Consider the following 26074-nt stretch of genomic DNA (forward strand, 5'->3'; position numbering starts at 1 on the left):
GCGATCCTCGCCCAGGCCAGCCCCGCGAATGTGCTCTCCAAGTTCGAGTCCGTGGCCTCCGCCGGATCGCAGGTCGTGAAGACCGACATCCCGCAGAGCATGCTCGGGTACTTCGTGACCCTCGCCGCCAAGTCGAAGACGCACCCGATCAACACGGTCGAGCTGACCCCGGCGAACAACGTCGACCCGGAGAATCCCGATTACGACGTGATCAGGTCCCTGATCTCGGCCGCCCTCACTCCGGCAACGGCGACGCCCACCCCGTAGCCCTACAGGTCGGCGTGCAGCTGCCAGACCCGCTCGGCGGAATCGCGCCAGCTGAAGGCCTTCGCCCGGTCGCCGCCGTAGATGCGCAGCCGCTTGGCGAGGGCCCGGTCGGTGAGCACCCGGTCGACGGCCGCAGCGAGGCGTTCCGGGTAGCCGGCGGCGTCCTCGCGCTCGACCACAAGACCGGCGTCGCCGCCCGCCTCAAGCAACGCGGGAGCGTCGGAATGCACAACCGGGGTGCCGAGGTGGGAAGGCCTGGATCACGGGCAGTGCAAAGCCCTCTTCGAGGCTCGGGAAGACCAGCAGGCTCGCCCGGGCGATCACGACGGCGAGTTCCTCGTCGGTGAGTCCGGGCATCGCGCGGACTCGGCCGGGCGTGAGCCCGGCTTCCTCGGCGACGGACCCGAGGTCGACTTCGCCCCAGGTGTCCGGTCCCACGACGATCAGGGGCAGGTCCGAAGCACCGGGCAGACCAAGTGCGGTGATGAGGGCCGTGACGCCCTTACGCGGCTCGAGCGTGCCGACGGTGACGATGTACTCGGACGGCAGGTCGAGGGCCGTGGCGAGCAGGCTCAGTGGCCGAGGAGTTGGACGGCAGCCGGAACGCCGTGCCCACGGCGCCGCCGATGACGCGCACCCGGTCACCAAGGTCGACGATCTCGGCAAGCTGCGCCGCGACGGCGTGGCTCGGCACGACGATCGCGTCCGCGTGCTTGCGAGCCCGTTTCATTCGCGCCTTGGTCCAGGCGACGGTCGTCGGGGTGAGCGCCTCGGGATGCGTCCACGCGAGCACGTCGTGCACGGTCACGGCGACCTGCGTGTGATCGTTCACCCGGTCGTGACGGCGCAGCGGCGCCATCAGGCCCGGCGCATGGATCATCCCGGGCCCAGGCGATGTCGTCACCCCGAGCTGCCAGGCCGCGGCGAGCTCGCGGCGGGGGAGTGCGGTCTTGTAGAGTCCCGCGAGCCCGGGAAGGGCCGCCTCGATCACCGCGTACTGCTCGGGCGCCGACGCTGAGACGATGCCCTCGACCTCGCAGTTGAGCGGGGCGCTCTCGATGAGCGCCCGGGTCAGCTCCTCGGTGTATCGACCGATCCCGCCGGGAACCGGCGCGATCATCTGGTCGACGATAACCCGCAGTGTGATCATTCGGTCTCGAGGACGCCTTCTGCCACGGCCTCGGTGAGCGCGTCGTGCCAGTCGCGCATCGGGGTGAGTCCGGCGGTGGCCCAGGCATCATGGCCGAGGACGGAGTACGCCGGGCGGGGCGCGGGGCGCACGAAGGAGGCACCATCGGTCGGGAGCACCCGGGCGGGGTCGAGGCCGTTGGCGGCGAGCACGGCCTGGGCGAAGCCGAACCAGCTCGTGACACCGGAGCCTGGTGCCGTGGTAGATGCCGGCCGGGGCTTCGGCGTCGAGGAGGGCGACGATCTGGTTCGCGAGGTCGACGGTCCAGGTGGGCTGGCCGACCTGGTCCTCGACGACGTTCAGCGTGTCGTGGGTGGCGGCGAGTTTCAGCATGGTCTTGGGGAAGTTGGGACCGTTCTTCCCGTAGAGCCACGCGGTACGCACGATGTAGGTCTTGCCGGGGTTCTCGGCCAGGACGAATTCCTCGCCGGCGGCCTTAGTCCGCCCATACGCGGAGATCGGCGCGGCCGGTGCATCCTCCTGATACGGGGAGGTGGCGTTGCCTTCGAAGACGTAGTCCGTCGAGATCTGAACGAGGCGCGCCCCGGACGCCTGCGCGGCCCTGGCGAGGTTCCGCGGTCCGACAGCGTTCAGCAGGTAGGCGGCGTCCTCGTTCGTTTCGGCGTCGTCGACCTTCGTGTACGCGGCGGCATTGATCACGACATCGAACCCGGTGACGGCGGCCTGGACGGCGGCCTGATCGGTGATGTCCAATTCGCCACGGTCGAAGGCGGTCACGTCCCGACCGGCCAGAGCCTTCTGCAGGTCGCGGCCGAGCATCCCGGCGGCGCCGGTGATCAGGTAGCGGGTCATGAGCTCAGTGCCGCGCGGGCCTTGAGGGGTTCCCACCAGGAACGGTTGTCGCGGTACCACTGCACGACGTCGGCGAGGCCCTTCTCGAACGGGACCTGGGGGGCGTAGCCGAGTTCGGCCTGGATCTTGGTGATGTCCACCGAGTAGCGCAGGTCGTGGCCGAGGCGGTCGGCGACGCGGTCCACGTAGGACCAGTCCTTGCCGGTGGAGTCCAGCAGCAGCTGGGTCAGGCTCCAAGTTGGTCAGCTCAGTGCCGCCGCCGATGTTGTAGATCTCTCCGGCGCGACCGCCGACGAGGACCATCGCGATCGCGCGGGTGTGGTCGTCCACGTGCAACCAGTCGCGGATGTTATTGCCCGCCCCATACAGCGGGACGTGCTTGTCATCGATCAGGTTCGTCACGAACAACGGGATGACCTTCTCGGGGAAGTGGTACGGGCCGTAGTTGTTCGAGCAGCGCGTGATCGACACGTTCAGGCCGTGCGTGCGGTGGTAGGACCGGGCGAGGAGGTCACTGCCGGCCTTCGAGGCGGAATACGGGGAGTTGGGTTCCAGGGCGCGTTCCTCGTTCCAGGAGCCCTCCGCGATCGACCCGTAGACCTCGTCCGTGGACACGTGCACGAACCGGGCCAGGTTGTGGCGGAGCGCCGCGTCCAGGAGCCTGCTGGGTGCCGAGAACGTTGGTCTCGACGAAGATCGACGCGTCCCGCACCGACCGGTCCACGTGGGACTCGGCCGCGAAGTGCACCACGGCATCCAGGGACGGGAAGAGCGTGTCGAGCAGTTTCGCGTCACGGATGTCGCCATGCACGAACGAATACCGGGGCGAATCGGCGATCGGAGCGAGGTTCGCCAGGTTGCCCGAATACGTCAACGCATCCAGAACAACAACCTCGGCCCCCTCCAAACCCGGGTACGCGTCTTCGATGGTGCGACGAACAAAGTTCGAGCCGATGAAACCAGCGCCGCCGGTAACGAGGATCTTCATATGTTTTGTGACCTATCTGTAAACGTAAAGTGCCCGCACCATCCTATCGGGCGTGAGTCCGCCGGACGTGGGGGCACCCGGCTGGGGTGCTTCCCAAACGGCACGAACACTGATTACATGGCTTCGGGGGCGGCGCCAGTCGAACTCGTCGAGCAGAAACGAGTTCCGATGGCTGTGCTGCGCTCCAAACTTTCTCCCGTCGTCAGAAGACGTCCCTGGCTTGCCGCCTCGTCGGCCCTGGTCCTCGGCCTGGCGATCCTGCAACCGGTGGCCGGCGCGGCCGTCGCGGCAACGCCCGTGCGTGCCCTGTCCGCCGCGACCACGGCGGCTCCGCTCGACAACGACACGATCACTCCCGCAGAACTGCTCGGCTCTCCGCCCGTCGCGGCCCCGGACGCACGGAACCAGCCCGATGTCACGGTCGCCGCGGGAACCGTCTCCCTCGATCACACGGTCGACGTGGCAATGGTCGTTCCTACTGAAAAGTCCTCCGTCTACAACACGTTCATCAGCGACAGCGCGGCGCGAGACCTGGTCGCGAAGACCGGAGCGTATTGGAAGGCCCAGAGCAACAACCAGGTCACCTCCCTGACGGTGACGCACCTCGGGCGATACTCGACCGCGGTGACCTGCGCTGACCTCGTGTCGGCAAACTCCCAGCCCGCGATGACGTACATCTGGGGTACGGCGGCCCTGAACTTCGGTCATTCGCTGCCCAACGGCGACCCTGACTTCGGCTACTACCTGGCCGGCACCGGGCATCACCTGCTCGTCCTCGTCCCCGATGCGTGCGGTGGCGCAGGTATCGGCAGCGTCGGCGCACCGGGGGTGCCCGTCAGCGCAGCCAATGGCGGTGTCATCATGGCCTCGATGAACGGCGTGAACAACCTCGACATCGTCGCTCACGAGTTCGGGCACAACCTCGGCCTCCAGCACTCGAACATCGCCGTGTGCCCCGATGCCTCCCTGTCCGAAGGGTTTCTCAACACGTCGACAGGAACGTTCACCGACGGATGCGCCGACCTCCCCTATGAGGACGCGTACGACGTGATGGGCGCCGCATACTCGTACAACGGCGAGGCCAACGGCACTCCGACGGCCCTCAACACGAGCCACAAGTCCCGGCTCAATGCCCTCGCGGACGGGGAAGCCCAGACGATCACCCTGGACCCAGGGGTGCGGACCCAGGAGACGTCCGCGACTATTGTGACCACCGGGGCCGTGTCCGGCCGACGGGCGCTCGTGGTCACGGACCCGCGCACCCAGCAGGTGTACTACGTCGACTACCGCGGTGGCACCGGCTCAGACGCCGGCTCGCTCTACACTCGCGGACTGCTTGCGTCAGAGGGCGTTGACAACGGGGTGCGCCTCCTCACGACCCGGAGCGATTTCACCTCCGTCGTGTTGTTGAGTCCGAGTTCGACCAGCAATACCGGGCACAAGCTCTTCCTGACCGCAGGGCAGAGCCTGTCGACCAGGTCAGGCGGCATCCGGGTGGTGGTGCAGAGCATCGCCGGTGGCGCCGCCACTGTCTCCGTCACGCTCACGGCGAGCTCAGTCGACCGGGTGTTCGGCGACAACCGATTCGCCACATCGGCCGCGATCTCGAGGGCGAACTTCGCCGCGGATGCGCCGGTCGTCTACATCGCGAACGGGTTGAATTTCCCCGATGCCTTGTCTGCGGCGCCTGTCGCCGGTGCCGCGAACGCTCCGATCCTTCTTGTGACGGCCGATAGCGTGCCGAACGTCGTCCAGGCAGAGCTGGCTCGACTGCACCCGAAGAAGATCGTGGTGCTCGGTAGCCAGAATTCGGTCAGTGATGCGGCCGTCGCTCAAGTCAAGGCTTTCGCTGTCGACCCGGCGGCGCCGGTCGTTCGACTGTTCGGCGATGACCGGTTCGCGACGTCGGCCGCGATTTCTGCGGCGAACTTCCCGCTCGGAGCCCCGGTGGTCTATATCGCCAATGGGTTGAAATTCCCGGACGCCTTGTCTGCTGCGCCGGTCGCCGGTAGCGCGAAAGCGCCGATCCTCCTCGTGACGGCCGACAGCATCCCCGCCGTGGTCCAGGCAGAGCTTGATCGACTGAATCCGACGAGCTTCGTGGTGCTCGGCAGCCAGAACTCGGTCAGTGATGCGGTCGTCGCGCAACTGAAGGGCTACACCGCCGACCCGGCCACGCCCGTCGTGCGCTTGTCCGGCGATGACCGGTTCGCGACGTCGGCCGCTATTTCTGCGGCGAACTTCCCACTCGGCGCCCCCGTGGTCTATATCGCGAATGGCTTCAACTTCCCGGATGCCCTGTCGGCGGCCCCGGTCGCGGGGTCCAAGAATGCGCCGATCCTGCTCGTGCAGCCAGGCGGGCTTCCGGCCGCCGTGCAGAAAGAGATACTGCGGTTGAAACCGACCAGATTCGTGGTGCTCGGCAGTCAGGACTCCGTCGGTGACGCGGTCGTCGCCCAGCTGAACGCGCTCATCCCCTAGCCGCTGATTGTCCACCATTCATAGCTTTTTTGGCCTGATTGGTTACGCTATCGGTTGAGATTCCATTGGGGGATGAAATTCATGAGCCAACGTCGTTTACCGCACAAGCTGCTCCGAAGCCTGGCCGCTGTTACGGCCTGCCTCGTTATTGTCGCTGGGCTCGTCGCGGCGCAGCCCGCCGGGCCGGCGTCGGCGATCGTGAAGAGCACGCCCCCGGACACGAACGACGTCTATGCCAAGGACTTCAATCCCGGCAATATCATCAGCGACGCGAACTTCTACAACGGGTCGGCCATGACGACTCCGACCGTTCAGTCATTCCTGACCGCACAGGGCGTGGACTGCACGGGCACGCTCTGCCTGAAGTCGTACCGGCAGACGACGGTCGACATCCCCGCCGACACATGGTGCAGCGCCTACACCGGGGTCGCGAGCGAATTCGCCGCCAGCATGATCGCGAAGGTCGGCGCGGCCTGCGGCATCAGCCAGAGGGTGCTGCTCACCCTGCTCCAGAAGGAGCAGCAGCTTGTCACCAGGAGCGATCCGAATCAATCGTTGCTCGACATGGCCACCGGGTTCTCCTGCTCGGACACGTCTGACTGCGAGGTCGCATTCGCCGGCTTCTTCAAGCAGGTGTACGGCGCGGCTCACCGATTCAGGAGCTATGAGTCGGGCACTGCTTACCGGTCAGGCACGACCGTGGCCATCAGGTACAACCCGGATATCACCTGCGGCTCGGCCAAGGTGACGATCTGGAATAAGGCAACGTCCGCACTGTACAACTACACGCCGTACCAGCCGAACACAGAGGCGTTGCTCCCCGAGAACTTCTTCGCGAAGGGGGATTCCTGCTCTGCGTACGGCAACCGCAACTTTTGGAGCGTCTACAACGGCTGGTTTGACTCATCAACGAGTGGCAGCGTTCCGACCGTGAACGCGATTTCGGGTCAAGACCGGTACGACACGGCAGCGGCCATCTCGCTGAAGTCCTTTCCAGGCGTCAATGTCAAAGTCCCCGTCGTCTACCTCGCGGCCGGCACAAACTTCCCGGATGCCCTGAGCGCTGCCCCGGCTGCGGCTGCCCTCGGCGGACCGCTCCTGCTGTCCCTTCCCGATCGGCTCCCCGACTCCGTCCTCGCCGAGGTGAAGCGACTGGCCCCGCAGAGAATCGTCGTCGTCGGAGGGACGGACTCAATCGGTGCGACGGTCTACGCGCAACTAGCCACGATACAAAGCCAGATCACCAGATTGGATGGCACCGACCGTTACGACACCTCTCGCAAGATCGCCAAAGACGCGTATACGCGGCTGCTCGATCTGAACCCGTCCAAGGTCGAAGTCGTCTACGTCGCCTCCGGCGCGAACTTTCCCGATGCGCTCTCCGCCGGCGCAGTCGCCGGAGCGATCGGTGCACCCGTGATCCTGGTCAACGGGAGTGCTGACGCGGTTGACACGCCGACGGCCGATCTCCTGACCGCACTCAACGCGACGAAGGCAACGGTGGTCGGGGGTCCGCCATCCATCTCCCCTTCGTACTCGCAGAGTCTCGCAGCACTGGTCCCGATCCTTCCGATCTCCGGATCCGACCGGTTCGACACGAACATCAAGCTCAACAAGTCCGCACCCAGCACGGGCGACAGCGTCTACGTGGCCACCGGATTCTCGTTCCCCGACGCTTTAGCGGGTGCCGCCGCGGCCGGGGCGGGGCATGACGCTCTCTATCTGGCTCAGACGGCCTGCGTCCCGGCGCCCGCCGTCGAGAGCATCCTTGCAACGCACGTTGCAACGGTGTACCCGTTAGGTGGTCCGACAACGCTGACGAACAAGGTGTCCCAGCTGGTCTCCTGCCAATAGCGTTCGGGGAATGGGCGCCCCTTCGCCCGGTTTGGTAGGCTGCACAGGTGCAGATCCGCGAGCTTTCTATCCCCGATTCCTACGAAATCACTCCGAAGCAGTTCGGTGACAGTCGGGGGGTGTTCCTCGAGTGGTATCGCTTCGATCGCCTTGAGGAAACCATCGGGCATCGCTTGGAAATCGCGCAGGCGAACACGAGCGTGTCCAAGCGTGGTTCAGTGCGCGGCATCCACTTCGCGGACATTCCGCCCAGCCAGGCCAAGTACGTGACCGCCGTGCGCGGAGCGGTCCTGGACTACATCATCGACATCCGGGTCGGGTCGCCGACCTTCGGCCAGTGGGACAGCGTGCTGCTCGATGACACCGACCGCCGTGCGGTCTACATCGCCGAGGGCCTCGGCCACTGCTTCGTCGCGCTGACCGATGACGCCACCGTGAGCTATCTCGTGACCGCCCCGTTCAACCCGGGCCGTGAGCACGGTATCAACCCCCTCGACGCCGACATCGGCCTCGTGTTCCCGCCCGAGGCCGGCGAGCTCCTGCTCTCGCCGAAGGACACGGATGCTCCCGGGCTCGCCGAGTCCGCCGCGAGTGGCCTGCTGCCCACGTGGGCGGACGCGAAAGCGTTCTACGCGGCCCTGAACGAAGGAAAGTAAGCATGCGCGGAATCATCCTCGCCGGCGGTTCGGGCACGCGCCTGTGGCCGATCACGAAGGCCATCTCCAAGCAGTTGATGCCGATCTATGACAAGCCGATGATCTACTACCCCTTGTCGACGCTGATGATGGCCGGGATCAAGGAAATCCTCATCATCACGACCCCGGAATACAACCACCAGTTCCGTGCCCTCCTCGGCGACGGGTCCGAGCTCGGCATCCGCATCGAGTACGCCGTGCAGGAATCCCCCGACGGCCTCGCGCAGGCCTTCATCATCGGGGAAGAGTTCATCGGCGATGAGTCCGTCGCCCTCGTCCTGGGCGATAACATCTTCCACGGTGCGGGCCTGGGCTCGGCGCTGCGGGGCAACGCGAACCTCGAGGGTGCCCGCATCTTCGCCTACCACGTGTCCGACCCGCACGCCTACGGTGTTGTCGAGTTCGACGAGACCATGACGGCGCTCTCCATCGAGGAGAAGCCCGTCACCCCCAAGAGCAACTACGCGGTGCCCGGCCTGTACTTCTACGACAACCGCGTCGTCGAGATCGCGAAGACCATCAAGCCCTCCGCGCGCGGGGAGCTTGAGATCTCCACAGTCAACGAACGCTACCTGCAGCAGGGCGACCTGCACGTGCAGGTCCTCGACCGCGGCACGGCGTGGCTGGACACGGGCACGTTCGAGTCCATGATGCAGGCCTCCGAATACGTGCGCGTGATCGAAGACCGCCAAGGCTTCAAGGTCGGCTGCATCGAGGAAATCGCCTGGCGCGCCGGCTGGATCGACGACAAGCAACTCGCCAAACTCGCCGCACCCCTCATCAAAAGCGGCTACGGCTCGTACCTGAAGACTCTCGTGTGGCAGGACAATAGCTAGGACCATCGCTGCACGGCACGCTGCCTGTGAGGCGAAAAGGGCCGCGCCGAGCCTCTGGCGTCGTGCTCGATCCATGACGTGTAGCTTTAACATGCTTTGAGCGAAACGGCCGAAGTGTGCGCAAGTCATGTCGGTTCGGACGTGATCGTGGATTCTTCCGGGGGAAGCTCGTGACTGCTGTGGAAAATAAGTTGACGGGCATGAGCGCACGGGCCGTGGCGCCGATCTCCATCGCTGAAGCTCTCGGCGGGCACAGAAACTCACTTGGTCTCATTCGTCTGGTCCTCGCGTGCCTGGTAATTTTTGACCATGCATTCCCGCTGGGTGGATTTGGCGGCGACCCGGGACTGACCCAGACGCACGGCCAGGCTTCGTTGGGCAGTCTCGCAGTGGCGGGCTTCTTCGCAATCAGTGGATACCTCATAGCCAAGAGTGGACTGGCGACCGATGTCGTGCAGTTCCTCTGGCGCCGGTGTCTGAGGATCTTTCCCGCGTACTGGGTGGTCCTTCTCTTGACCGCATTCGTCGCCGGACCCGCCCTGTGGATCGGGTCGGGCCACGACCTGAGCGGTTACTTCGGACTTGCCCCCCAGAACCCATTCCACTACATCCATGCGAACTGGGGCCTGAGCATCGGTACCTGGGGGATCTACGATCAGCTGCGGGATTCGACGCCGTATGGCCTGGCCACTGGCCGCAGCGTCTTCAACGGGTCCATCTGGACTCTTATCTACGAGTGGCAGTGTTATCTCCTGATCGCTGCAGCCGTTGCGTTCGGCCTCATGCAGAAGGCAAAGCTCGTCTTCCCCCTCTCGGCCCTGTTCCTGCTCGTGGTGCAGATCGTCCGAATCACCAATCCAGACGGTCCTGGCGCAATCGCGCCCTTTCTTGCCGACCAGTACCGGGTCTCACTGACCCTTACGTTCCTGCTCGGCGCAACGCTCGCGGTCTACTCCCGACGAGTCATCTACAGCAACGGCCTGGGACTCTTCTCTGGCCTCGTCCTGGTCCTCACTCTCAGGTATGGAGGGTTCCTGACGATCGGCACCGTCGCGGGGACGTATTTTGTGTTCTATGTTGCCGCGCGACTGCCCAGGCAACTGCACTGGGTCGGATCGAAGAACGACTACTCCTATGGGGTCTATATCTATGGCTTCCTCGTAGAACAAATCATCGCCAGCCTCGGATGGTACAAGCTCGGATACCTTCCCTACGCAATGATCTGTCTGGTGATCACGCTCGGGTGCGCCTGGCTGAGCTGGCACGGCGTGGAAAAGCAGGCAATGGCGCTCAAGGATCGGGGGCCGGGACGCGGTTGGCCCGTTTGGTACGCATATGCCCGGTTGAGGTTCGTCGGAACCCGAGCGCGCCGCAGGGTTCGGGCACACGGCACCAGTGCCGACCATGGTGTACCGTTGCGCCGACGACCGTGACACTGAACCGGTTCCCCCAGGGTGGCATGATGTATTAATGCCCGTCACATCGCTTTTTTCCCGCGTGAACACCGCTGTGCTGCGTCGTTTGCGAGGATTGCTCCCTGCTCCGAAGACCCGAAGCGCGGATGCCCCTGCCAATCGCCAGGTTCGAAACGACCTCATCCATCTGCAACTTGCGAATCGGCTCTCGCGTCGCCCAGCGATCGATCCGAACGGCACGACGGTTGTCACAGTGACCACCCACGGTGCCCGGATTGAACGGGCGTACATCGCCCTGGAGTCCATCGCCAGGGGCCGTGCGCGCCCGGCACGCCTGCTGCTCTGGCTCGACGACGAGGAGATCTTCCGGGCCCTGCCGCAATCCCTGCGTCGCCTGGAGCGCCGGGGACTCGAGGTCATCCTGGACCTGAACAAGTACAAGGTCCACACCAAGTACTATCCATACGTGAAGTCTGTGGACGTTCATGTCATGCCTCTTGTCACGGCTGACGACGACGTGCTGTATCCGCGGGAGTGGCTTTCGGCGCTGCAGGCGGAACACGCGCTCTTCCCGAACGATGTGATCTGCTTCCGAGCCCACCGTATTCCCGTCGTCGGGGACGCGCTCGGCCCGTACAAGACGTGGGCTCCCTGCAATGACTCTCATGCCGGGATCTCCAACCTGGGCACCTCGGTATCCGGCCAGCTGTTTCCGGCTACCGGTCGTCAACGCGATCCGGGCCAAGGGCGACGAATTCCGTACGCTCGTGCCGGATGCCGATGATCTGTGGCTGCACGTCTGCACGGTCGAGCAGAACGTGGCCACCCGTCAGATCGGCCGCCAGTCGATCACATTCCCTTATGTTCCCGGGAGCCAGGCCGCCGGCCTGTACCTGCAGAACGTGTGGAACGGTGGGAACGACGCCGCTGTGGAGCGAATCTACAGCCCGGCGGCCGTCGAAGCCATCCGTCAGGACGCAGTGCGTGCGGAGTCCGCAGCGGGTTGAGCCACACCCGCGGCGGCGGCTAGCGCTTGCGAAGCCCGGCGATAGTACGCCCGGCCCAGCGCAACGGCGCCGTGACCCGCCAGGACGAGCTCGTTTCCACACCGGCCAGACGTTTCCGGACATCCGCGAGAATCTGATTGCGCTGCGAGATCACGCCGTACTCACGGTCCGCGGCCTTGCGGGGATTGGTGCAGAAGGCGACCAGAGGCAGCAGGGTCTTGGACCAGGTCATGGTTTCCGCCAGAGCCTGAACACGCTCGCGGCGCTTCGCGAGCGCCGTCTCGTCGAAGAGCACGGCTTCGAGCGCCTCGACGAGCGCATCGACGTCCTCGGCGGGCACAGTGGCACCCAGGTCGTACTGCCGGATCAGGTCTGCGAAGATGTCGCCGTCGGTGCTCACGATCGGCAGGGAAGCCCACAGGTAGTCGAGCAGACGCGTTCGGAAGCTGAACTGTGTCTCGATGTGCGGGAAATGTGTGCTGACTCCCACGTCCGCGTCCAGCAGGAAATTCGCCCGCTGCTCGTACGGAACCCAGGTCTCGTTGAAGAATACGGAACGATTGATCAGATTGAGATCCGTCGCGAGCTCCCTCGCTCGTCGCTCCATCTCCATCTGTGGAACGTCCGGATTGGGATGCTTGACGCCGAGAAAGAAGAGCCGCACGTTGTCGTGACGTTCCGCAATGCGGGCGACCGCCTCGATGAGGGACAGCGGGTCGAACCAGTTGTAGATCCCGCCTCCCCACAGGATGATCTTGTCGTCCATGCCGATGCCGTCGACGACTCCGCGGATGCCGTGGCTCGTCTGGACCGGTGGGGTGCCGGCGATGCCGAACGGGGCGACGTCGAGGAGCGATCGGAGAGTCGGGTCCTGGTCGTAGGTGGCCGGATTGATCCTGGCCAGGCCGGCGAGCTGGCCGAGCCAGAAGTCACGCTGTTTCTCGGACGCGCAGAGCATAAAGTCCGCCCGTTCCATCTGGTCGTTCATCACTTCGACGGAGTCGACTGCGACCGCGTAGCGGTCCGCCTCGGGAAGGTCTTTACCCTGCTCGAGCTGTTCGAGGTGCAGCGGGTCGTAAATGTCGGCCACGAGGATCGTGTCGAGGTCTTTCAGCCAGGGGTGGCTCCGCAGGATATGTCCCTGGGTGATGATGACATCCGCCCATGCCGCGTGCGGCCGCAGCGCGTCGTGGGCGGCGAAGACGATGCCGAAGTCGGGATGTGTTCCCGTAGCGCCGATCGTGGAGGCCAGGCGAACCTGTCCGACGTCGGAAAGCACCCGGGCAATCTCCCAGGCGCGAATGGCGGGTCCGGCCATCCGTGTCCCGATGGTGTCCGGTGTGACGATGAGGATCTTGCTTCTCTTCGGCAGGTCGGCGGCCATCAGCGAGTCACCCACCACAGCCGCACAGAGAGCGCGAGTTTGAGTGCGACACGAACCGGCAGCTGATACCACGCGGGGTACTGGCGACTCAGGTAGGTGTACGCGCTATCGTGATGCACCTGTTCCATGCGACGTGCGTTGTTCGACGTGGAGTGGGCGCCGGTGTGAACCACCACGGATTCGGGGTAGTAGACGTTGCGCCACCCGGCCTTGGACAGGCGGGAGCCGAGATCGACGTCTTCGAAGTACATGAAATAGCTGGGGTCGAAACCATCGACGGCCTCGTATGCCGTCCGGCGAACGAGGAGGCAGGCACCGGATAGCCAGCCGGCGTCGCGTTGCTCCGCCCCGTACTCACCTTCGGCCCGATACTTCCGCGACCACGGATTGGTGGACCAGATCCGCCCCAGAATGGCGTGCCCGATCCCGGTGCCGAGGGACGGGAGCTGTCGGGCAGAGGGATAGACGGCGCCCGTGGCGTCCAGAATTCTCGGTCCGATGGCGCCAGCGCCCGGAATGTCGTCCGCCGCGGCGATGAGGGCGGCCAGAGCGCCCGGCGTGAAGACGACGTCCGGGTTCGCGATCACGAGGAGATCGGCGACTGCGTCGGCGGCCTTGACGCCGACGGCGATACCGGCTCCGTACCCGCGGTTGTCGGGCAGTTCGATCAAGCGCGCGCCGTAGGCGCTCGCGGCCAGTCGCTCCACGCTGAGGTCGTCTGACGCGTTGTCGACGATGACCACATCGGGGCGCCCGCCGTCGGAGTCGATCAGCGACTGAAGGAATGACTCCAGGGTCGTCCCGGTGTTGTGGGTCACCGTGATGACGACGGCGGAGTGTGGCATGGTGCCTTTCGCGGCTAGAAGAGGGTACGCGTCGTGCGGTTCTTCGTCCGGCCTATGACCCGAGGACCGCAAATGACGGCTCGATATAGGTCATGCCGCCCGCGGCTTTCGGATTGTTCGCGACCACGAACGAGCAGGACTGGGGGAAGTCGGCGAAGTGCCGGCCCGCCGAGTCCATGAGCGAGACGTTCACGAAGTACTTGCCGGTTCCGAATCGCGTGTCGTGGAGGGTGAACTGCATCGAATGAGTGCCCGCCATCTTGTCGAGCCGGATACCGATGCGTTTGGTCGTGGTGCCGTATGCCACCTGGCCGAGTGTGTTGTCGATCTGGACAGCGCAGATCCAGTCGTCGGGCGCGTCCAGGAAGAATTCCAGATCGGTTGTGATGATGAGGTCGTCGCCCTGGCGGAGAGGCAGCCCGGGTGCGCGGTTCACGGCGTGCGCCCTCGCCGCAAGGATCTTGGCTTCCTTGGTCGGGGCGGGGGCCGAGCTGGTCGTGTCCTCGGCGATCCGCCGGCCTTCGAGGATGTCCCGGAACTGGGCAACGGCTTCCCGGGGCTCTCCGTCGAAGACGACCTCTCCCTTGTTCAGAAGAATCGCACGATCGCAGAGTTCAGTGACCTGTCCGAGGGAGTGGGTCACGAGGATGATCGTGCGGCCTTCCTCCTGGGAAGGACCGGATCTTGTCGAGGCACTTCCGCTGGAATGCTTCGTCACCGACGGCGAGGACCTCATCGACGAGGAGCAGATCGGGGTTCGTGTGTACGGCGACGGCGAAGGCCAGTCGTACATACATGCCGGAGGAGTAGAACTTCACCTGTGTGTCGATGAATTCGCCGATGCCGGAGAACGACAGGATGTCCTCGAACTGGTCTTCGGTTTCCTGCCTGCTCAGGCCCATGATCGAGGCGTTGAGGAACACATTCTCGCGGCCGGTCAGGTCGGGATGGAAGCCGGCACCAAGCTCGAGCAACGCAGCGATCCGTCCTCGACGCGAGACCTGTCCGGATGTGGGGTCGAGGATGCCGCCGATGACCTTGAGCAGGGTGCTTTTGCCCGAACCGTTGTGCCCGATGAGCGCCACGGTGTGCCCGGCCTGGATCGTCGTGCTGACATTCTGCAGCGCCCAGAAGATCTCACGGTGCCGGCGTCCGCTTCGCCCGAAGGTGACGAGGCGCTCTTTCAGTGAGTTGTCTTTGCGGAGCACGAAGCGTTTGGAGACGTTGTCGATGACGACAATGTCCGGGGTCGACGGGACGGAAAGGGTCTCTTCGTCTTCAACAAGAGTCATGGGGTTCTCCGAATTGATTGTCATAGTGCCTGTGCGAAGTTTCCCTGGATCCGGGTGAAAATGCGGTGGAAGATGAGGAGCAGCACCACGCCGATGAAGAAGGCCACGCCGAGTCGCATCATGAGATCGGACGGGTATTCGGCAACACCCTGACCGCCGAGCCAGAGCGACCTCTGGAAGCCGAGGACACCGAGAGTGATCGGGTTGTTCGTGTAGATCTGCAGTGCGAGCCCGCCACCGAGAATCCCCTTGACCATGGACCAGGAGTACACGACCGGTGAGGCCCAGAGAGCAAGGAGCAGGATCACTTCGACGAGGTACTGAACGTCACGAAGGTAGACGTTGACGGCAGACAGCAAGAGCCCGAACGCCGTTGAATAGACCAGCAGCACGAGGAACGACGGAATGAAGTAGATGAAATCGGGGGTGGCCGGAAAGCTGCCCAGTGCGGCGGTGGCCACCAGGATGATCACGAACTGGATCAGGAAATTGAAGAGAGCAGACCCGACGCTTGCGAGCGGAAACACTTCCCTGGGCAGATAGATCTTCTTGATCAGTCCGCTGTTGCCCACGATGGAGGCGGTTCCTCCGCCGATAACCTCGCTGAACAGGCCGTATGCGGTCAGCCCGGTGAACACGTAAATCGCGAACTCGGGGATTCCCCGCTCAGCGGACAGGAATTTACCGATCACGACGTAATAAATGAAGAGCTGGGTCAGCGGTCGAATTAATGTCCAGACGAAACCGAGTGCACTGTCCTTGTAGCGGGACTTGAGGTCGCGCCGGACAAGCAGTGCGAGCATCTCCCGATGGGCCAATATCTCCCGGATCGATTCCCAGGTGCCACGTCCCTTGTTCGCCCCGGAGCCAACCATCACCCAGCTCTTGTTGTGCGAGATCCGCGAATCGCTGTTCAGAAGACATTGACATTCACTTCATTTCCGGGAGGAACGGGGGGACTGGGTAAGTATACGCGTTGCCTCCTGAGGCGGACTTGTGACGTCACGAGCCCCGAAGTCGGCGGCTGTTACCGGCGTGGCCTGTGTTTTGAGATCGCCTCAGCGACCTGATCGACGGCCCGAACGACCTTCCGATTGTGCAGCGCGTCGTAGAGTTCCTGAATGTGCGCCGAGGCCGCGGCCGACTCAGCCAATTGCCGGGTCAGTGAGGCGATCTCCTCTGTCAGGACCGAAATGCGGTCCGAAAGTTCGATGGTGAGCTCTGTCTTATCGGACAGCCCCGAATTCAGGTTCCTGATCTGGAATTCCAGGCCGCTGATGACTTTGCCGAATGCCCGCTCGTGTGTGCTCTGCTCAGCATCGACGGCAACGTCCGCGACGGGGGAGACGATCGCATCCGCAATGCGGCGCTCGAGTGCGAAGGAGCCCGTTGCGAGTCCGGCGGTCAATTCTTCGGGCGTCGGGTGCCGGAACAGGTAAGACGCGTACAGGGTGCCGTCTTGAAGCCGGTGGAAGTCGCGCATGCCGTGGTGATTCGGGCTGGGCTTCAATCCGCTCGAATTCAGGTATGCCCGACCGGAATTGTCGACCTTGCGGCTGAACTGATCCCACGAACGCCAGGGGAAGTGCAGGACTTCGATTTCGAGTTCGGGTGGCGGAGCACCCTGACTCCCGATGCTCACGAGATGATTTCCCTGAACGACGGAGACGTTCGGGTCGCCCACGTGAACGGCGTTCGGGGTCGAGTGTGCGTGCAGGCCGACCGCGTTCATCTCCTCGACGGTGCGCAGGTCCTGATAGACGAGTCGCTGCAGGCCTGTTCCGACGAGGGCGGGTGGCCCCGTCATATCGATCACATTGACGAGGAAGGAGCGGATGCCCGGGTCGATCTCACTGAAGACATCGTGGAGGGTTCGGCCGGGCAGGCGCGGCAGCCAGAATTCGTCTGCGTCCGCATTGAGCACCCAGTCGGCTCCGTACTTCGATGCCGCATCGCGAGCCATCTGGGTGACGACAACTCCCTGCTGCTTGCGGTGCACGGGGTCGTGCAGCAAGACGACCCTGCCCTCGGCTGCGTAGCCCTCGAGGATCTCCGCAGTTCCGTCCACGGAACCATTGTCGGTGGCGATGATCAGGTCGACACCCTGACTCAGATGATGGTCGATCATGGGAGCGATGATGTCCGCTTCGTCACGAACCATGAGTGTCATAACGATCTTCATAGACTTGGAGCTTTCTTAGAATCTGCAGCGGGAGGGGCTTCGCCACACCAATTGTCACAGAGTTGTCAAGGATCCCGCATTTCGATCAGCGGAAGAGCACGTCCCGCACGGCCAGGAGGTAGGTCCGGCCGAAACGCTGCGACGGCTCGAGCACGGTGCCCTCCGCCCATTCGTTCCAGGCATTGACAAAGACGATCCTGTGGTCGCGCTCGCGTTCTGAAACCGCTGAGACGGCCGAGTTGAACCAGCGACGGAACGTGTACGGGTTGGAACCGTACCAAAGGTCAGGCTGCCATTGGCGCCTGGCCGTGTTGTCGAAGTTGACCATCACGCCGGGGTACCTGTGGTCGTCCAGGGGCTTCCGAAGTTGCAGTTCTGAATCGCTCGCCATCGCTGCATAGCTCAGGATGTTGCCCTCGAATCGGGGTTCCACTCCCAGGTGCTCGCGAGGCTGTGCCGTCCATTGCCGATTGTGGGGAGCGAATTCAAGAAAGGCGTCGAGACCGTTGTCGGCAAGATTGTCGTCAATGCCGTCCATGCTGCGTCCGACATCGACCGTGACGATTGTGAGCCCGTCGAGCCCGGCCTCCAGTGCCACCTTCCGCCAGTATGCGAGGACGTTGGCGTGGTCCGGAATCTGGGTGACCCGGTACACGGAGATCAGGGGCTTGTTGTCCACCCGGATGTACCGGGGGTCGGTAATGAGAGGCAAGACGTCATGGATGAACTGAGTGGCCGGGACTGCGTCGTAGTCCTGTGCGATCAGGACGTTGTCGGCACTGCCGTCCCATCGTCGCGTCCAGTTCTCGTTGGCCCACATGATGCAGAAGGGTGCATTGTCCGTGGTGGCCAGGAGATTTTCGACCGGGGTGTCCATGAGCTTCTTACCGGCGAACCAGTAGTAGTAGTACATGAACCCTTCGATGCCGGCCAGACGCGCGAGGTCGTACTGCTTTGACCGGACGATGTCATTGGAGAGGTCATAGAAGCCCAGGTCAGCGGGGAGGAACGGCTGGTTGTGGCCGAAGAAGACGGGCGTGGCCGCCGCGACGTTCGACCATTCCGTGAAGCCAGCGCCCCACCAGGACTCGTTCTCGGGAAAGGCGTGATACTGCGGGAGGTAGAACGGGACGACGCGAGCCCTCGGCGTTCGTTCCACATCGGCTTCGAAATGCTTCCAGGCCCGCTGGTCTTCCACGGCCAGGTCGCCGAGCGTGCGGAGTGAATACCCGGCCTCTTCGGTCACTATGCCGATGATCCGCTCGACCGCGTGGGCCGTCGTGCCGTCGATCTGGCCCAATTCCTCATCGAAATCATCCGCGTCCAGGTTCAGCGCGCGCAGCCCCTGGAGGACGAAGCCCCGAACCCAGTAGATCGACCCTGCGGCGAACCGTAGGCGCCTGTCCGCCAGCTCGAGCCTGCAGCCGAAGAAGTATCTGAGCGACAATTTCCTGGTCGCCTCCCCAGAACTCCGCGCCCAACACGTTCCCGTCCGTCGTCAGGATTCCCAGGCTGGGATCTTCGGCGAATTCAGACAGAATTCTTTCGACATTGGATCTCGAACCGAGGAGACCCTCGATGAAACCGTCGCGCCAGCCGGCGCCATCGCCGCCAAGCTCGGCGTGGCCCTGTCGCCATTCGCTCTTCTTGGTGTGGATCTTGAGAACGAGTTCGTACGCTTCGAGGAGATCTGCGTTGACCACCGAGATCAGGGGAAGAATGTCGCGGCCCTTATTGTCGACATCCAGAAGTGTGAGATGTGACAGCAGCGGCAGGTGGCTTGTGTCGAGATCGAGTTCCTGCCCGCTCGCGTTCGTCACGATGAGATCGAACGGCACAGGGATGTGCTGAAGCTCCGCGAGGATCTGGTCGACGAGATCGGTGTAGTACACGTGCATGACGACGGCAATTCGGCTGTGCGCGGCGGGCGTGTGGGCCAGCCCCACCCAGGGTTGCGGAATGCTGGGCCTCAAGCGACCGGATCGCCTGTTGACCCAGGTCCGGAAGTCCGCTGGATGTGATCTGTGCGGTCTGGGCTCGACGGGCTCAGCGACGATTCTGGATAACCGGCCGAACGTTCTGCTGGCGATTCGTCTGAATTCGGACACAATGGGTGATTTCATAGATTAGGTTCCTCAGGCGCTTGGCGCCTACAGCCAGTCTCTGGGGTCGACCCCGAAGTGGTTTTGAACGACGGCCGGGACAGTGTTGCCATCCGGTACGACCGCCGGATTGGTCAGGAGCCTCCCGTTTGACGAAGGGGAAGCCGCACTGGATCAGGTTCTTCCATCCGTGCATCGTAGGATTTTGCCCGGCCATGACGGTACGTTCTGATTCGAAACATGCCGACGTCGTCAGACCTTCAGCGAACAGCAACTGGCTCAGGCCCAGTTCATAGCGCTGGATGATCATTCGCTTGTCGGTTTCTATCTCGAGTTCCGACCAGAACTGGCGCAGGGCCGGATCGCTCAGGATCCCGGATCGGTAGCCCACGAAGAAGCTCTGAATGTGTGCGAAGAATTGGGTCGTGTTGGTCGCACCCCACACATCGGACGTGCTGGCCTCGAAGCTCTCGATGAGGGGGTGAGGCTCGCGAACGGTCCGACGAGGCTGTCGTTCGCCAGGATGACGAACGGCTTGGTGCGGATGGCGGGGAACAGTGCGAGTCCGACGGCCCAGGAACCGAAGTCATAGCCGATGTTGGACCTGCGGACGATCGTCGGATTGGTGGACGGTGCGTCCGGCCACCGCAGCGGTCGGTCGTTTTCTGACGCCCGGACGATGATGACCGTGTAGCCGTTGCGTTCGAATTCGGCCGTGAGGGTCGGCAGCGACCTGGAGACGGAATCGTCCGGGCCGTAGCTGGCGATGATGGCGACCCGCTCGGTCTCCGGAAGCTTCGCAGAACCGCGTTCGATGCGAACAGAGGGCATGGTCGCGTCGAGGACCCGCGTCGAAGCGGACCCCCGTCGACTACCGACGGGCATTGCTGGCGCGCCGGGTGAACAGGCGTAACGGGCGGGTGATCTGCCAGGACCTCGAACGGCGAAGGATCTCCACCTGCTGCCGGTATCGCTCGCCCTGGGCTCTGGCCGCGGTGATTTGTCGCTTCAGGTCGGCGATCTCTGGCGCGACCGTGGCGAGTTCGGCGCGGAGCGCACGAATTTCCAGGCGCGCCTCACGAATCTCGGCAGCGCTCGACAAGTCCGTGCCCTCTGCGGACTGCGGGCTGGGGTCTGAGGTCATGAGAACCGATCTGTCGCACGTGCTGACTGGCTAAGTTTACTTCTCGATGATAGTCCCGGGGCCGATCGACCCTCCTGCCCCCAGCCTTGGGGATGTATTTGTCGGATTTCGTGCGAGACCCTGTTATCAACGTAGGCTCATACCGGAGAGCCTCCTCTCCAGTCGAACTCAGCGCCCGAAAGTGTCCTTCGACGTCTCGAGTATCGACGACCGAAATGAGCTGCCATGAAGCTGACCATCGGCATGACGGCAGCGATCGCATTCGTTGTGGCACTGCTCGTACCGCTGTCGGTGTCCCTCGGCACGGATGCCGCGTCTGCGGCGACCGGGAGCGACTTCGACCCCGGGTACATCATCAGCGATGCGAATTTCTATGCCGGGTCCGCAATGTCCCAGTCCGAGATCCAGAGTTTTCTCAACAGCAAGGGACCGGACTGCGCGTCCGGTTACACCTGCCTCAAGGACTACCGGCAATCGACATGGTCGCGGTCGGGCGACCAGATGTGTGGCTCCTATCAGGGTGCTGCGAACGAGAGCTCTGCGGCGATCATCGCGAAGGTCGCTGCGGCATGCACGATCAGCCCCAAGGTGCTGCTGGTCACACTGCAGAAAGAACAGTCACTGGTCTCTGCTTCCGCACCCACCCAGTCGCGGTACGACCGGGCCATGGGATACGCGTGTCCGGACACGGCGCCGTGTGACGCCCAGTACTTCGGATTTTACAATCAGGTGTACAACTCGGCATGGCAATTCAAGCGGTACGGCAATCCGCCCGGAACGTCGCAGCGATTCACCTGGTATCCCGTCGGCGCCGTCTCGAACGTCCTGTTCCACCCCGATGCCGCCTGTGGTTCAACTCCCGTGCGGATCCGGAACGCAGCGACGGCTGCACTGTATTACTACACTCCGTATCAGCCGAACGCTGCCGCGGTGGCCAATCTGTATGGCACGGGCGATGGCTGTTCCTCTTACGGGAATCGCAACTTCTGGAGGATGTACACGGACTGGTTCGGCTCCACGACGACCAACCCGTACGGCAGTTTGGACAGCGTCGGCGGTGTGTACAAGGGAATCACCCTGTCGGGGTGGTCGATCGATCCCAACAACACGCAGTCGTCCTACATCTGGGTGAACGTCGACGGCAAGGGCGCACCGGCACGGGCCGACCAGTCCCTGGGCTGGTTTGGCCTCGTCTTCCCCGGTTATGGACCGAGCCACGGCTTCTCAGAGACGATCCCAGCGACCGCCGGTGACCACGAAGTGTGCGTGACGGGAACGCTGAGCCTGATCGCGTGCAGATGGGTCAATGTCCCCGCGGGGGCCGGATCGGTCGATAGTGCGGCGGGCACGTGGGGTGGCGTCGACATCGCCGGGTGGTCTGTCGACTTCGGCACGACCCAACCGTCGTACATCTGGGTCAACGTCGACGGCGTCGGCAGCCCAGTCCTGGCCGGCGATTCGACGCCATGGACCAATTCCTATTTCGCGGGCTCCGGAGTCAGCCACGGCTTCAACACCCTCGTCCGGGCGAAACCGGGATCGAGGAACGTCTGCGTGTACGGGGTTTACGGAACGACGAGCACATTGCTCTCCTGTAAATCCGTCGTCGTCCCGCGGGGCACGGGCGCGCTCGACAGCGTCGCCGCGGAGACCGGCGGTATCGTCGCGTCAGGATGGTCCGCTGACTACACACGTCCGGACTCGTCGTTCGTCTGGGTGGATGTCGACGGAATAGGCGCGGCGTACCGCACGAACACGTCGGTCGGGTGGTTGCCGGGGTATCTGCCCGGCATCGGTCAGGGGAACGGCTACAACATTCACGTACCGGCACGGCAAGGAACACATCGTGTGTGCGTCAGCGGAGCCTGTCGCGCTCCTCGGTTGCAGGAATGTCACCGTGGCTGTGTCCGCGGCCGGAAGCGTCGACTCGATTGAGTCCGTTCCCGGAGGCGTTCGGCTCCGGGGCTGGTCCGTGGATCTCACGACGCCGAAATCCTCGTCCTACATCTGGGTGAATTTCGACGGTGCTGGCGGTGCCTACAAGGCCGACGTACCCCTCAGCTGGTTCGACGGATACTACCCGGGCAGCGGACCGAACCACGGCTTCGATGTGACGATCGAGAAGCCGGCAGGCACATATTCCGTCTGCGTGAACGGAACCGAGAAATTGCTCGCCTGCAAGACACTGACGGTCACTGCCCCGTAGCCGCCGCCGCGCGGCACGGGCGGGGGGAACCGGCCGTCGCGCAGTGACGGCTGCGGAGCTCGCTTCGGCCGCTTGGTAGAATTCGACCTGCCCGCACCAACAGGAAGGCTTGCATGCCAAATCAGCAGCAGGGAGTCGTCTCCGTCATTCTCGTGAACTTTCGGGGGACGGACGACACCATCGAAGCCATCCGTCAGCTCGGGGAACTCGATTGGCCGGCCGAACGCCTCGAGATCATCGTGGTCGAGAACGCGTCGGGGGACGACAGCCTTGCCCGTCTTCGGTCCGCCGTTCCCCAGGTCACACTCGTGGAATCGAAGAAGAATCTCGGGTTCGCGGGAGGCTGCAACCTCGGTGTCAGGCAGTCTTCCGGGGAGTTTGTGGCCTTCCTGAACAACGATGCCAAGCCCGATCCCGGGTGGATCCGCGCTGCTGTCGCGCGCTTCGACGAGAGCCAGACCATCGGGGCTGTCGCCAGCCGGGTACTCGACTGGGACGGCAAGCTGGTCGACTACATCGGATCGGCAATGACGTGGTTCGGGCAGGGGTACAAGCCCCTCACCGCACAGTCGATCCCGGCGGAAGCCGACCGGGTGCACGACGTGCTCTTCGGGACCGGTTCGGCCATGTTCGTACGCCGCAGCGTCTACGACGCGCTCGGCGGATTCGACGAGCGGTTCTTCATGTTCTTCGAGGACGTCGACTTCGGTTGGCGGCTCAACCTGCGCGGCTGGCGGTACGTCTATGAGCCTGCATCGCTCGCGTACCACAAGCACCACGCTTCGATGTCTTCTTTCGGTTCGTTCAAAGAGACGTATCTGCTCGAGCGCAACGCTCTGTTCACGCAGTACAAGAACCTGGGTTCCGAAGCGTTGGCGCGGATGCTGCCCGCGACTCTTGCCCTGGCGGTACGCCGCGCAGTGTCACGAGGCGATCTGGACTCGACGTCGTTCGACCTGCGCAAGGGCGGCGACAACGATCCGCTGATCGAGATCTCACGGGAAAGCGTCGCCGGTGTCTTCGCCATCGACCAGTTCGTGGAAAACCTGCCGTCGTTGACGGCCTCTCGCGAAGAGATCCAGTCGAGCCGGGTCGTGGCGGACAACCGGATCTGGGAGCTTTTCGGGGAAGTCGATGCGCCCTCCTACCAATCCGAGCACTACCTCGAGGGCTACGACAAGATCGCAACGGCATTCGGGGTCACCGAGTCGCCTGAGGTCACGAGAGTGCTGGTCATCACCGGTGATCCGATCGGTGCCAAGATGGCGGGCCCGGCCATCCGTGCGTGGAACATCGCCGAGGCATTGTCGAAGAAGAGCGTGGTCACTCTCGTCAGCCTCGCCGGGGTGGAGGCCGTCTCGGCTCCGTTCGACGTGGTGCACGTGCGACCGGGCGACGACCGGGCCATGCGCAACCTCGAAGCGGCCAGCGATGTCATCGTGTTCCAGGGACTGGCGATGGCGCTTTTCGACTCGCTGAGGACATCGAAGAAGATCATCGTCGCGGACGTGTACGACCCCATGCACCTCGAACAGCTCGAGCAGGGTCGGGAACTGGGCAAGGCACAGTGGGACCGGCAGGTCACCGATGCGACCGAGGTGCTCAACGAGCAGTTGAGCCGAGGAGATTTCTTCCTGTGTGCGTCCGAGCGCCAGCGTCAGTTCTATCTGGGCCAGCTTGCCGCCCTCGGCCGGGTCAACCCGGCCAACTACGCGAACGACCCTGACCTGACGCATCTCATCTGCGTCGTGCCCTTCGGGCTCAACGAGGTCTTTCCCGCCGAAACGCGGCCAGTCCTCAAGGGAGTGCTCCCGGGCATCGGCCGAGACGACAAGGTTCTGTTGTGGAGCGGCGGACTGTACAACTGGTTCGATCCCAAGACCCTGATCCGTGCGGTCTCGAAAGTGGGGGAGCGACACGACAACGTCCGGCTCTTCTTCCAGGGGACGAAGCACCCGCATCCCGGTGTCCCGGAGATGGGAATCGTTGCGGAATCGCGTGCTCTGGCGAGCGAACTCGGTGCGCTTGATCGCTCCGTCTTCTTCAATCCCTCCTGGGTCGACTATTCCGACAGGCACAACTTCCTCGGTGAGGCCGACGCGGGCGTAAGCACCCATTTTGTGCATGTCGAGACGACCTTCTCGTTTCGAACTCGCATCCTCGACTATCTCTGGGCCGGACTTCCGATGGTCGTCACCGAGGGAGACCACTTCGCGGAACTCATCGCACGGGAACAACTGGGCGTCGTCGTGCCGCCGGAGGACGCGACCGCGCTTGCCGCCGCGATCGAGAAGGTGCTCTTCGATGAGGACTTCATTCGGGCCGCACGCGTGAATATCGACCGAGTGCGTTCTTCCTACGAGTGGGGCACCGTGCTTGCACCCCTCGTCGCGTTCGTCGAGCACCCCGTGCACGCACCGGACCTCATCGAGAGCGGTGTCGTCGGGGCCGGGGACGGCTCGCGCAAGCGCGGGCCGAAGCTTCGTCGCAAGAAGCACGGCATCCGTCACGATGTGGGTCTCTTCGTCCACTATCTCAACGCCGGTGGCCCCCGCGTGGTCATCAAGAAGATCAGGAGTCGCATCCGGCACAGCAGGTGACCACTAGTGGGGACCATGGATTCCGCGTGAGGACGGTACGATCCAGTCATGGGGAACGGCAGCGCAGGCATGAAGACGATCATCCGAACGGCGACGTTCCTGATAGGCGGCCTCCTGTTGGCAGGGTGCGCCGGCGGGACGCCTGCCGCCGTTCCGTCTGCGGTGTCTTCCCATCCCTCGGCTTCTTCGACGGGGACACCCCGACCTGACCTGGCCGCGTCGCCTCAGGTCACGACCGCGCCGCACACCTCCGCGCCAGAGGCCGTCACGGCCGGGGAGGCGATAACGTCGCCGCCGGCCCTCGAAACCCCGCCTGTGGGCGAATCGGAGCCTGCAAACGACCCGAACGCCACCCACGTGTACACCTATCAGATCGCGAGCGACGGACTGGCGTTGACCGACGTCGCGTGGTTCAGAGACGGCGACTCTCCCGGCTGGAGGAGCGGCGACGCACTCGGCCAACTCATGCCTCACGACGGCAGCCCGTGGACAGTCACGGCCACCGTTCGCGGCCCGATTCCCTACGGTTCCCTCGTCGCCTACGTCATGCTGGACGGAACCCAGACCCACTCGAGCCTGCACGGTCCTTGTGGACGGCATTGTGCGTGTCACCGCTTCGAGCTCCGACCCCGGAGCACTGGCGGGACTGTCCTGCACCCTGCCGCCCGCACCCTGACCTTCCGGCCATCGGCCTCGGGCACCGGTCCGTTCAGGCGGGCGTCCGGTGCCACGGACGCCAGGGTCCGCTTGAGCTGCGCTCGCGTCGACTAGATT

General features: G+C 63.9%; 24 protein-coding genes and 2 pseudogenes. 11 read left to right on the forward strand and 15 right to left on the reverse strand.

Going from position 1 to position 26074, the window contains the following annotated elements:
• Positions 1 to 468: 468 nt before the first annotated feature.
• From KIV56_RS14855 to rfbB, 4 genes and pseudogenes are all read right to left on the reverse strand, one after another.
• Positions 469 to 843: a glycosyltransferase gene (locus KIV56_RS14855; protein ID WP_281536175.1), complete on the reverse strand. Its 375-nt coding sequence runs from the start codon at positions 841 to 843 to the stop codon at positions 469 to 471.
• Positions 770 to 1417 carry a glycosyltransferase gene (locus KIV56_RS14860; RefSeq protein WP_281534046.1) on the reverse strand — a complete coding sequence of 216 codons (648 nt, stop codon included), beginning with the start codon at positions 1415 to 1417 and terminating at the stop codon, positions 770 to 772. The genes KIV56_RS14855 and KIV56_RS14860 overlap by 74 nt, the downstream gene beginning before the upstream one ends.
• A pseudogene (gene rfbD, locus KIV56_RS14865) lies at positions 1414 to 2269 on the reverse strand (dTDP-4-dehydrorhamnose reductase). Before rfbD ends, KIV56_RS14860 begins: the two are co-directional and overlap by 4 nt.
• Positions 2266 to 3257: pseudogene (rfbB, locus tag KIV56_RS14870) on the reverse strand (dTDP-glucose 4,6-dehydratase). The pseudogenes rfbD and rfbB overlap by 4 nt, the downstream one beginning before the upstream one ends.
• A gap of 117 nt (positions 3258 to 3374) precedes the next feature.
• On the opposite strand from rfbB, the gene KIV56_RS14875 reads away from it, so the two are divergent.
• From KIV56_RS14875 to KIV56_RS14905, 7 genes are all read left to right on the forward strand, one after another.
• A complete protein-coding gene (locus tag KIV56_RS14875; protein ID WP_281534047.1) occupies positions 3375 to 5738 on the forward strand; it encodes a cell wall-binding repeat-containing protein in 2364 nt (787 codons plus the stop codon).
• A gap of 72 nt (positions 5739 to 5810) precedes the next feature.
• Entirely contained in the window at positions 5811 to 7592 is a 1782-nt protein-coding gene (locus KIV56_RS14880; protein ID WP_281534048.1) for a cell wall-binding repeat-containing protein, read from the forward strand.
• A gap of 47 nt (positions 7593 to 7639) precedes the next feature.
• Entirely contained in the window at positions 7640 to 8248 is a 609-nt protein-coding gene (locus KIV56_RS14885; RefSeq protein ID WP_281534049.1) for a dTDP-4-dehydrorhamnose 3,5-epimerase family protein, read from the forward strand.
• A 2-nt stretch (positions 8249 to 8250) separates the two neighbouring features.
• Entirely contained in the window at positions 8251 to 9123 is an 873-nt protein-coding gene (gene rfbA, locus KIV56_RS14890; protein ID WP_281534050.1) for a glucose-1-phosphate thymidylyltransferase RfbA, read from the forward strand.
• A gap of 179 nt (positions 9124 to 9302) precedes the next feature.
• Positions 9303 to 10556: an acyltransferase family protein gene (locus KIV56_RS14895; RefSeq protein ID WP_281534051.1), complete on the forward strand. Its 1254-nt coding sequence runs from the start codon at positions 9303 to 9305 to the stop codon at positions 10554 to 10556.
• A 235-nt stretch (positions 10557 to 10791) separates the two neighbouring features.
• Positions 10792 to 11322: a hypothetical protein gene (locus KIV56_RS14900; RefSeq protein ID WP_281534052.1), complete on the forward strand. Its 531-nt coding sequence runs from the start codon at positions 10792 to 10794 to the stop codon at positions 11320 to 11322.
• Positions 11306 to 11545: a hypothetical protein gene (locus KIV56_RS14905; RefSeq protein WP_281534053.1), complete on the forward strand. Its 240-nt coding sequence runs from the start codon at positions 11306 to 11308 to the stop codon at positions 11543 to 11545. The genes KIV56_RS14900 and KIV56_RS14905 overlap by 17 nt, the downstream gene beginning before the upstream one ends.
• A 19-nt stretch (positions 11546 to 11564) precedes the next feature.
• Here the strand turns inward: KIV56_RS14905 and KIV56_RS14910 are convergent, their stop codons facing one another.
• The 11 genes from KIV56_RS14910 to KIV56_RS14955 all read right to left on the reverse strand — a co-directional run bounded on the left by KIV56_RS14910 (position 11565) and on the right by KIV56_RS14955 (position 20494).
• Complete coding sequence (locus tag KIV56_RS14910; RefSeq protein WP_281534054.1) at positions 11565 to 12929, reverse strand: glycosyltransferase family 4 protein; 1365 nt, start codon at positions 12927 to 12929, stop codon at positions 11565 to 11567.
• The gene (locus KIV56_RS14915; RefSeq protein ID WP_281534055.1) at positions 12929 to 13774 is read right to left on the reverse strand and encodes a glycosyltransferase family 2 protein; all 846 of its coding nucleotides are present in this window, start codon (positions 13772 to 13774) and stop codon (positions 12929 to 12931) included. The genes KIV56_RS14910 and KIV56_RS14915 overlap by 1 nt, the downstream gene beginning before the upstream one ends.
• A gap of 52 nt (positions 13775 to 13826) precedes the next feature.
• The gene (locus KIV56_RS19925) at positions 13827 to 14417 is read right to left on the reverse strand and encodes a Wzt carbohydrate-binding domain-containing protein (RefSeq protein WP_348648403.1); all 591 of its coding nucleotides are present in this window, start codon (positions 14415 to 14417) and stop codon (positions 13827 to 13829) included.
• Complete coding sequence (locus KIV56_RS19930; RefSeq protein ID WP_348648404.1) at positions 14389 to 15066, reverse strand: ABC transporter ATP-binding protein; 678 nt, start codon at positions 15064 to 15066, stop codon at positions 14389 to 14391. The genes KIV56_RS19925 and KIV56_RS19930 overlap by 29 nt, the downstream gene beginning before the upstream one ends.
• A gap of 20 nt (positions 15067 to 15086) precedes the next feature.
• The gene (locus KIV56_RS14925) at positions 15087 to 15869 is read right to left on the reverse strand and encodes an ABC transporter permease (protein ID WP_281534056.1); all 783 of its coding nucleotides are present in this window, start codon (positions 15867 to 15869) and stop codon (positions 15087 to 15089) included.
• 224 nt (positions 15870 to 16093) lie between these two features.
• Positions 16094 to 17236: a glycosyltransferase family 2 protein gene (locus tag KIV56_RS14930; protein WP_281534057.1), complete on the reverse strand. Its 1143-nt coding sequence runs from the start codon at positions 17234 to 17236 to the stop codon at positions 16094 to 16096.
• A 97-nt stretch (positions 17237 to 17333) separates the two neighbouring features.
• Complete coding sequence (locus KIV56_RS14935) at positions 17334 to 18659, reverse strand: glycosyltransferase WbsX family protein (protein WP_281536176.1); 1326 nt, start codon at positions 18657 to 18659, stop codon at positions 17334 to 17336.
• On the reverse strand, positions 18562 to 19194 hold the full coding sequence (locus KIV56_RS14940) for a rhamnan synthesis F family protein (RefSeq protein WP_281534058.1): 633 nt from the start codon (positions 19192 to 19194) through the stop codon (positions 18562 to 18564). The genes KIV56_RS14935 and KIV56_RS14940 overlap by 98 nt, the downstream gene beginning before the upstream one ends.
• Positions 19195 to 19294: 100 nt before the next feature.
• On the reverse strand, positions 19295 to 19795 hold the full coding sequence (locus KIV56_RS14945; RefSeq protein ID WP_281534059.1) for a rhamnan synthesis F family protein: 501 nt from the start codon (positions 19793 to 19795) through the stop codon (positions 19295 to 19297).
• A complete protein-coding gene (locus tag KIV56_RS14950) occupies positions 19717 to 20181 on the reverse strand; it encodes a hypothetical protein (protein WP_281534060.1) in 465 nt (154 codons plus the stop codon). The genes KIV56_RS14945 and KIV56_RS14950 overlap by 79 nt, the downstream gene beginning before the upstream one ends.
• A gap of 40 nt (positions 20182 to 20221) precedes the next feature.
• Positions 20222 to 20494, reverse strand: a complete 273-nt coding sequence (locus KIV56_RS14955) for a hypothetical protein (RefSeq protein ID WP_281534061.1) — start codon at positions 20492 to 20494, stop codon at positions 20222 to 20224.
• A 225-nt stretch (positions 20495 to 20719) separates the two neighbouring features.
• On the opposite strand from KIV56_RS14955, the gene KIV56_RS14960 reads away from it, so the two are divergent.
• The 4 genes from KIV56_RS14960 (at position 20720) to KIV56_RS14975 (ending at position 26071) form a co-directional block, all read left to right on the forward strand.
• Positions 20720 to 22429, forward strand: coding sequence for a hypothetical protein (locus tag KIV56_RS14960; protein ID WP_281534062.1), 1710 nt, complete (start codon positions 20720 to 20722; stop codon positions 22427 to 22429).
• Between the two features lie 37 nt (positions 22430 to 22466).
• On the forward strand, positions 22467 to 22700 hold the full coding sequence (locus KIV56_RS14965) for a hypothetical protein (protein ID WP_281534063.1): 234 nt from the start codon (positions 22467 to 22469) through the stop codon (positions 22698 to 22700).
• A 113-nt stretch (positions 22701 to 22813) separates the two neighbouring features.
• Entirely contained in the window at positions 22814 to 25300 is a 2487-nt protein-coding gene (locus tag KIV56_RS14970; RefSeq protein ID WP_281534064.1) for a glycosyltransferase, read from the forward strand.
• 48 nt (positions 25301 to 25348) lie between these two features.
• Positions 25349 to 26071, forward strand: coding sequence for a hypothetical protein (locus tag KIV56_RS14975; protein ID WP_281534065.1), 723 nt, complete (start codon positions 25349 to 25351; stop codon positions 26069 to 26071).
• The last annotated feature ends 3 nt before the right edge of the window (positions 26072 to 26074 follow it).

Source organism: Cryobacterium breve (genome assembly GCF_027594785.1).
Classification (GTDB): Bacteria; Actinomycetota; Actinomycetes; order Actinomycetales; family Microbacteriaceae; genus Cryobacterium; species Cryobacterium breve_A.

What these genes read in the sequence shown, in the direction of transcription:
- KIV56_RS19930 (WP_348648404.1), bottom strand. Translation starts at nt 15,066, where the DNA reads ATGACTCTTGTTGAAGACGAAGAGACCCTTTCCGTCCCGTCGACCCCG.
- KIV56_RS14955 (WP_281534061.1), bottom strand. Translation starts at nt 20,494, where the DNA reads ATGACCTCAGACCCCAGCCCGCAGTCCGCAGAGGGCACGGACTTGTCG.
- KIV56_RS14915 (WP_281534055.1), bottom strand. Translation starts at nt 13,774, where the DNA reads ATGCCACACTCCGCCGTCGTCATCACGGTGACCCACAACACCGGGACG.
- KIV56_RS14930 (WP_281534057.1), bottom strand. Translation starts at nt 17,236, where the DNA reads ATGACACTCATGGTTCGTGACGAAGCGGACATCATCGCTCCCATGATC.
- rfbA (WP_281534050.1), top strand. Translation starts at nt 8,251, where the DNA reads ATGCGCGGAATCATCCTCGCCGGCGGTTCGGGCACGCGCCTGTGGCCG.
- KIV56_RS14925 (WP_281534056.1), bottom strand. Translation starts at nt 15,869, where the DNA reads ATGCTCGCACTGCTTGTCCGGCGCGACCTCAAGTCCCGCTACAAGGAC.
- KIV56_RS14970 (WP_281534064.1), top strand. Translation starts at nt 22,814, where the DNA reads ATGCCAAATCAGCAGCAGGGAGTCGTCTCCGTCATTCTCGTGAACTTT.
- KIV56_RS14860 (WP_281534046.1), bottom strand. Translation starts at nt 1,417, where the DNA reads ATGATCACACTGCGGGTTATCGTCGACCAGATGATCGCGCCGGTTCCC.
- KIV56_RS14910 (WP_281534054.1), bottom strand. Translation starts at nt 12,929, where the DNA reads ATGGCCGCCGACCTGCCGAAGAGAAGCAAGATCCTCATCGTCACACCG.
- KIV56_RS14975 (WP_281534065.1), top strand. Translation starts at nt 25,349, where the DNA reads ATGGGGAACGGCAGCGCAGGCATGAAGACGATCATCCGAACGGCGACG.
- KIV56_RS14950 (WP_281534060.1), bottom strand. Translation starts at nt 20,181, where the DNA reads ATGCCCTCTGTTCGCATCGAACGCGGTTCTGCGAAGCTTCCGGAGACC.
- KIV56_RS14880 (WP_281534048.1), top strand. Translation starts at nt 5,811, where the DNA reads ATGAAATTCATGAGCCAACGTCGTTTACCGCACAAGCTGCTCCGAAGC.
- KIV56_RS14960 (WP_281534062.1), top strand. Translation starts at nt 20,720, where the DNA reads ATGAAGCTGACCATCGGCATGACGGCAGCGATCGCATTCGTTGTGGCA.
- KIV56_RS14875 (WP_281534047.1), top strand. Translation starts at nt 3,375, where the DNA reads ATGGCTTCGGGGGCGGCGCCAGTCGAACTCGTCGAGCAGAAACGAGTT.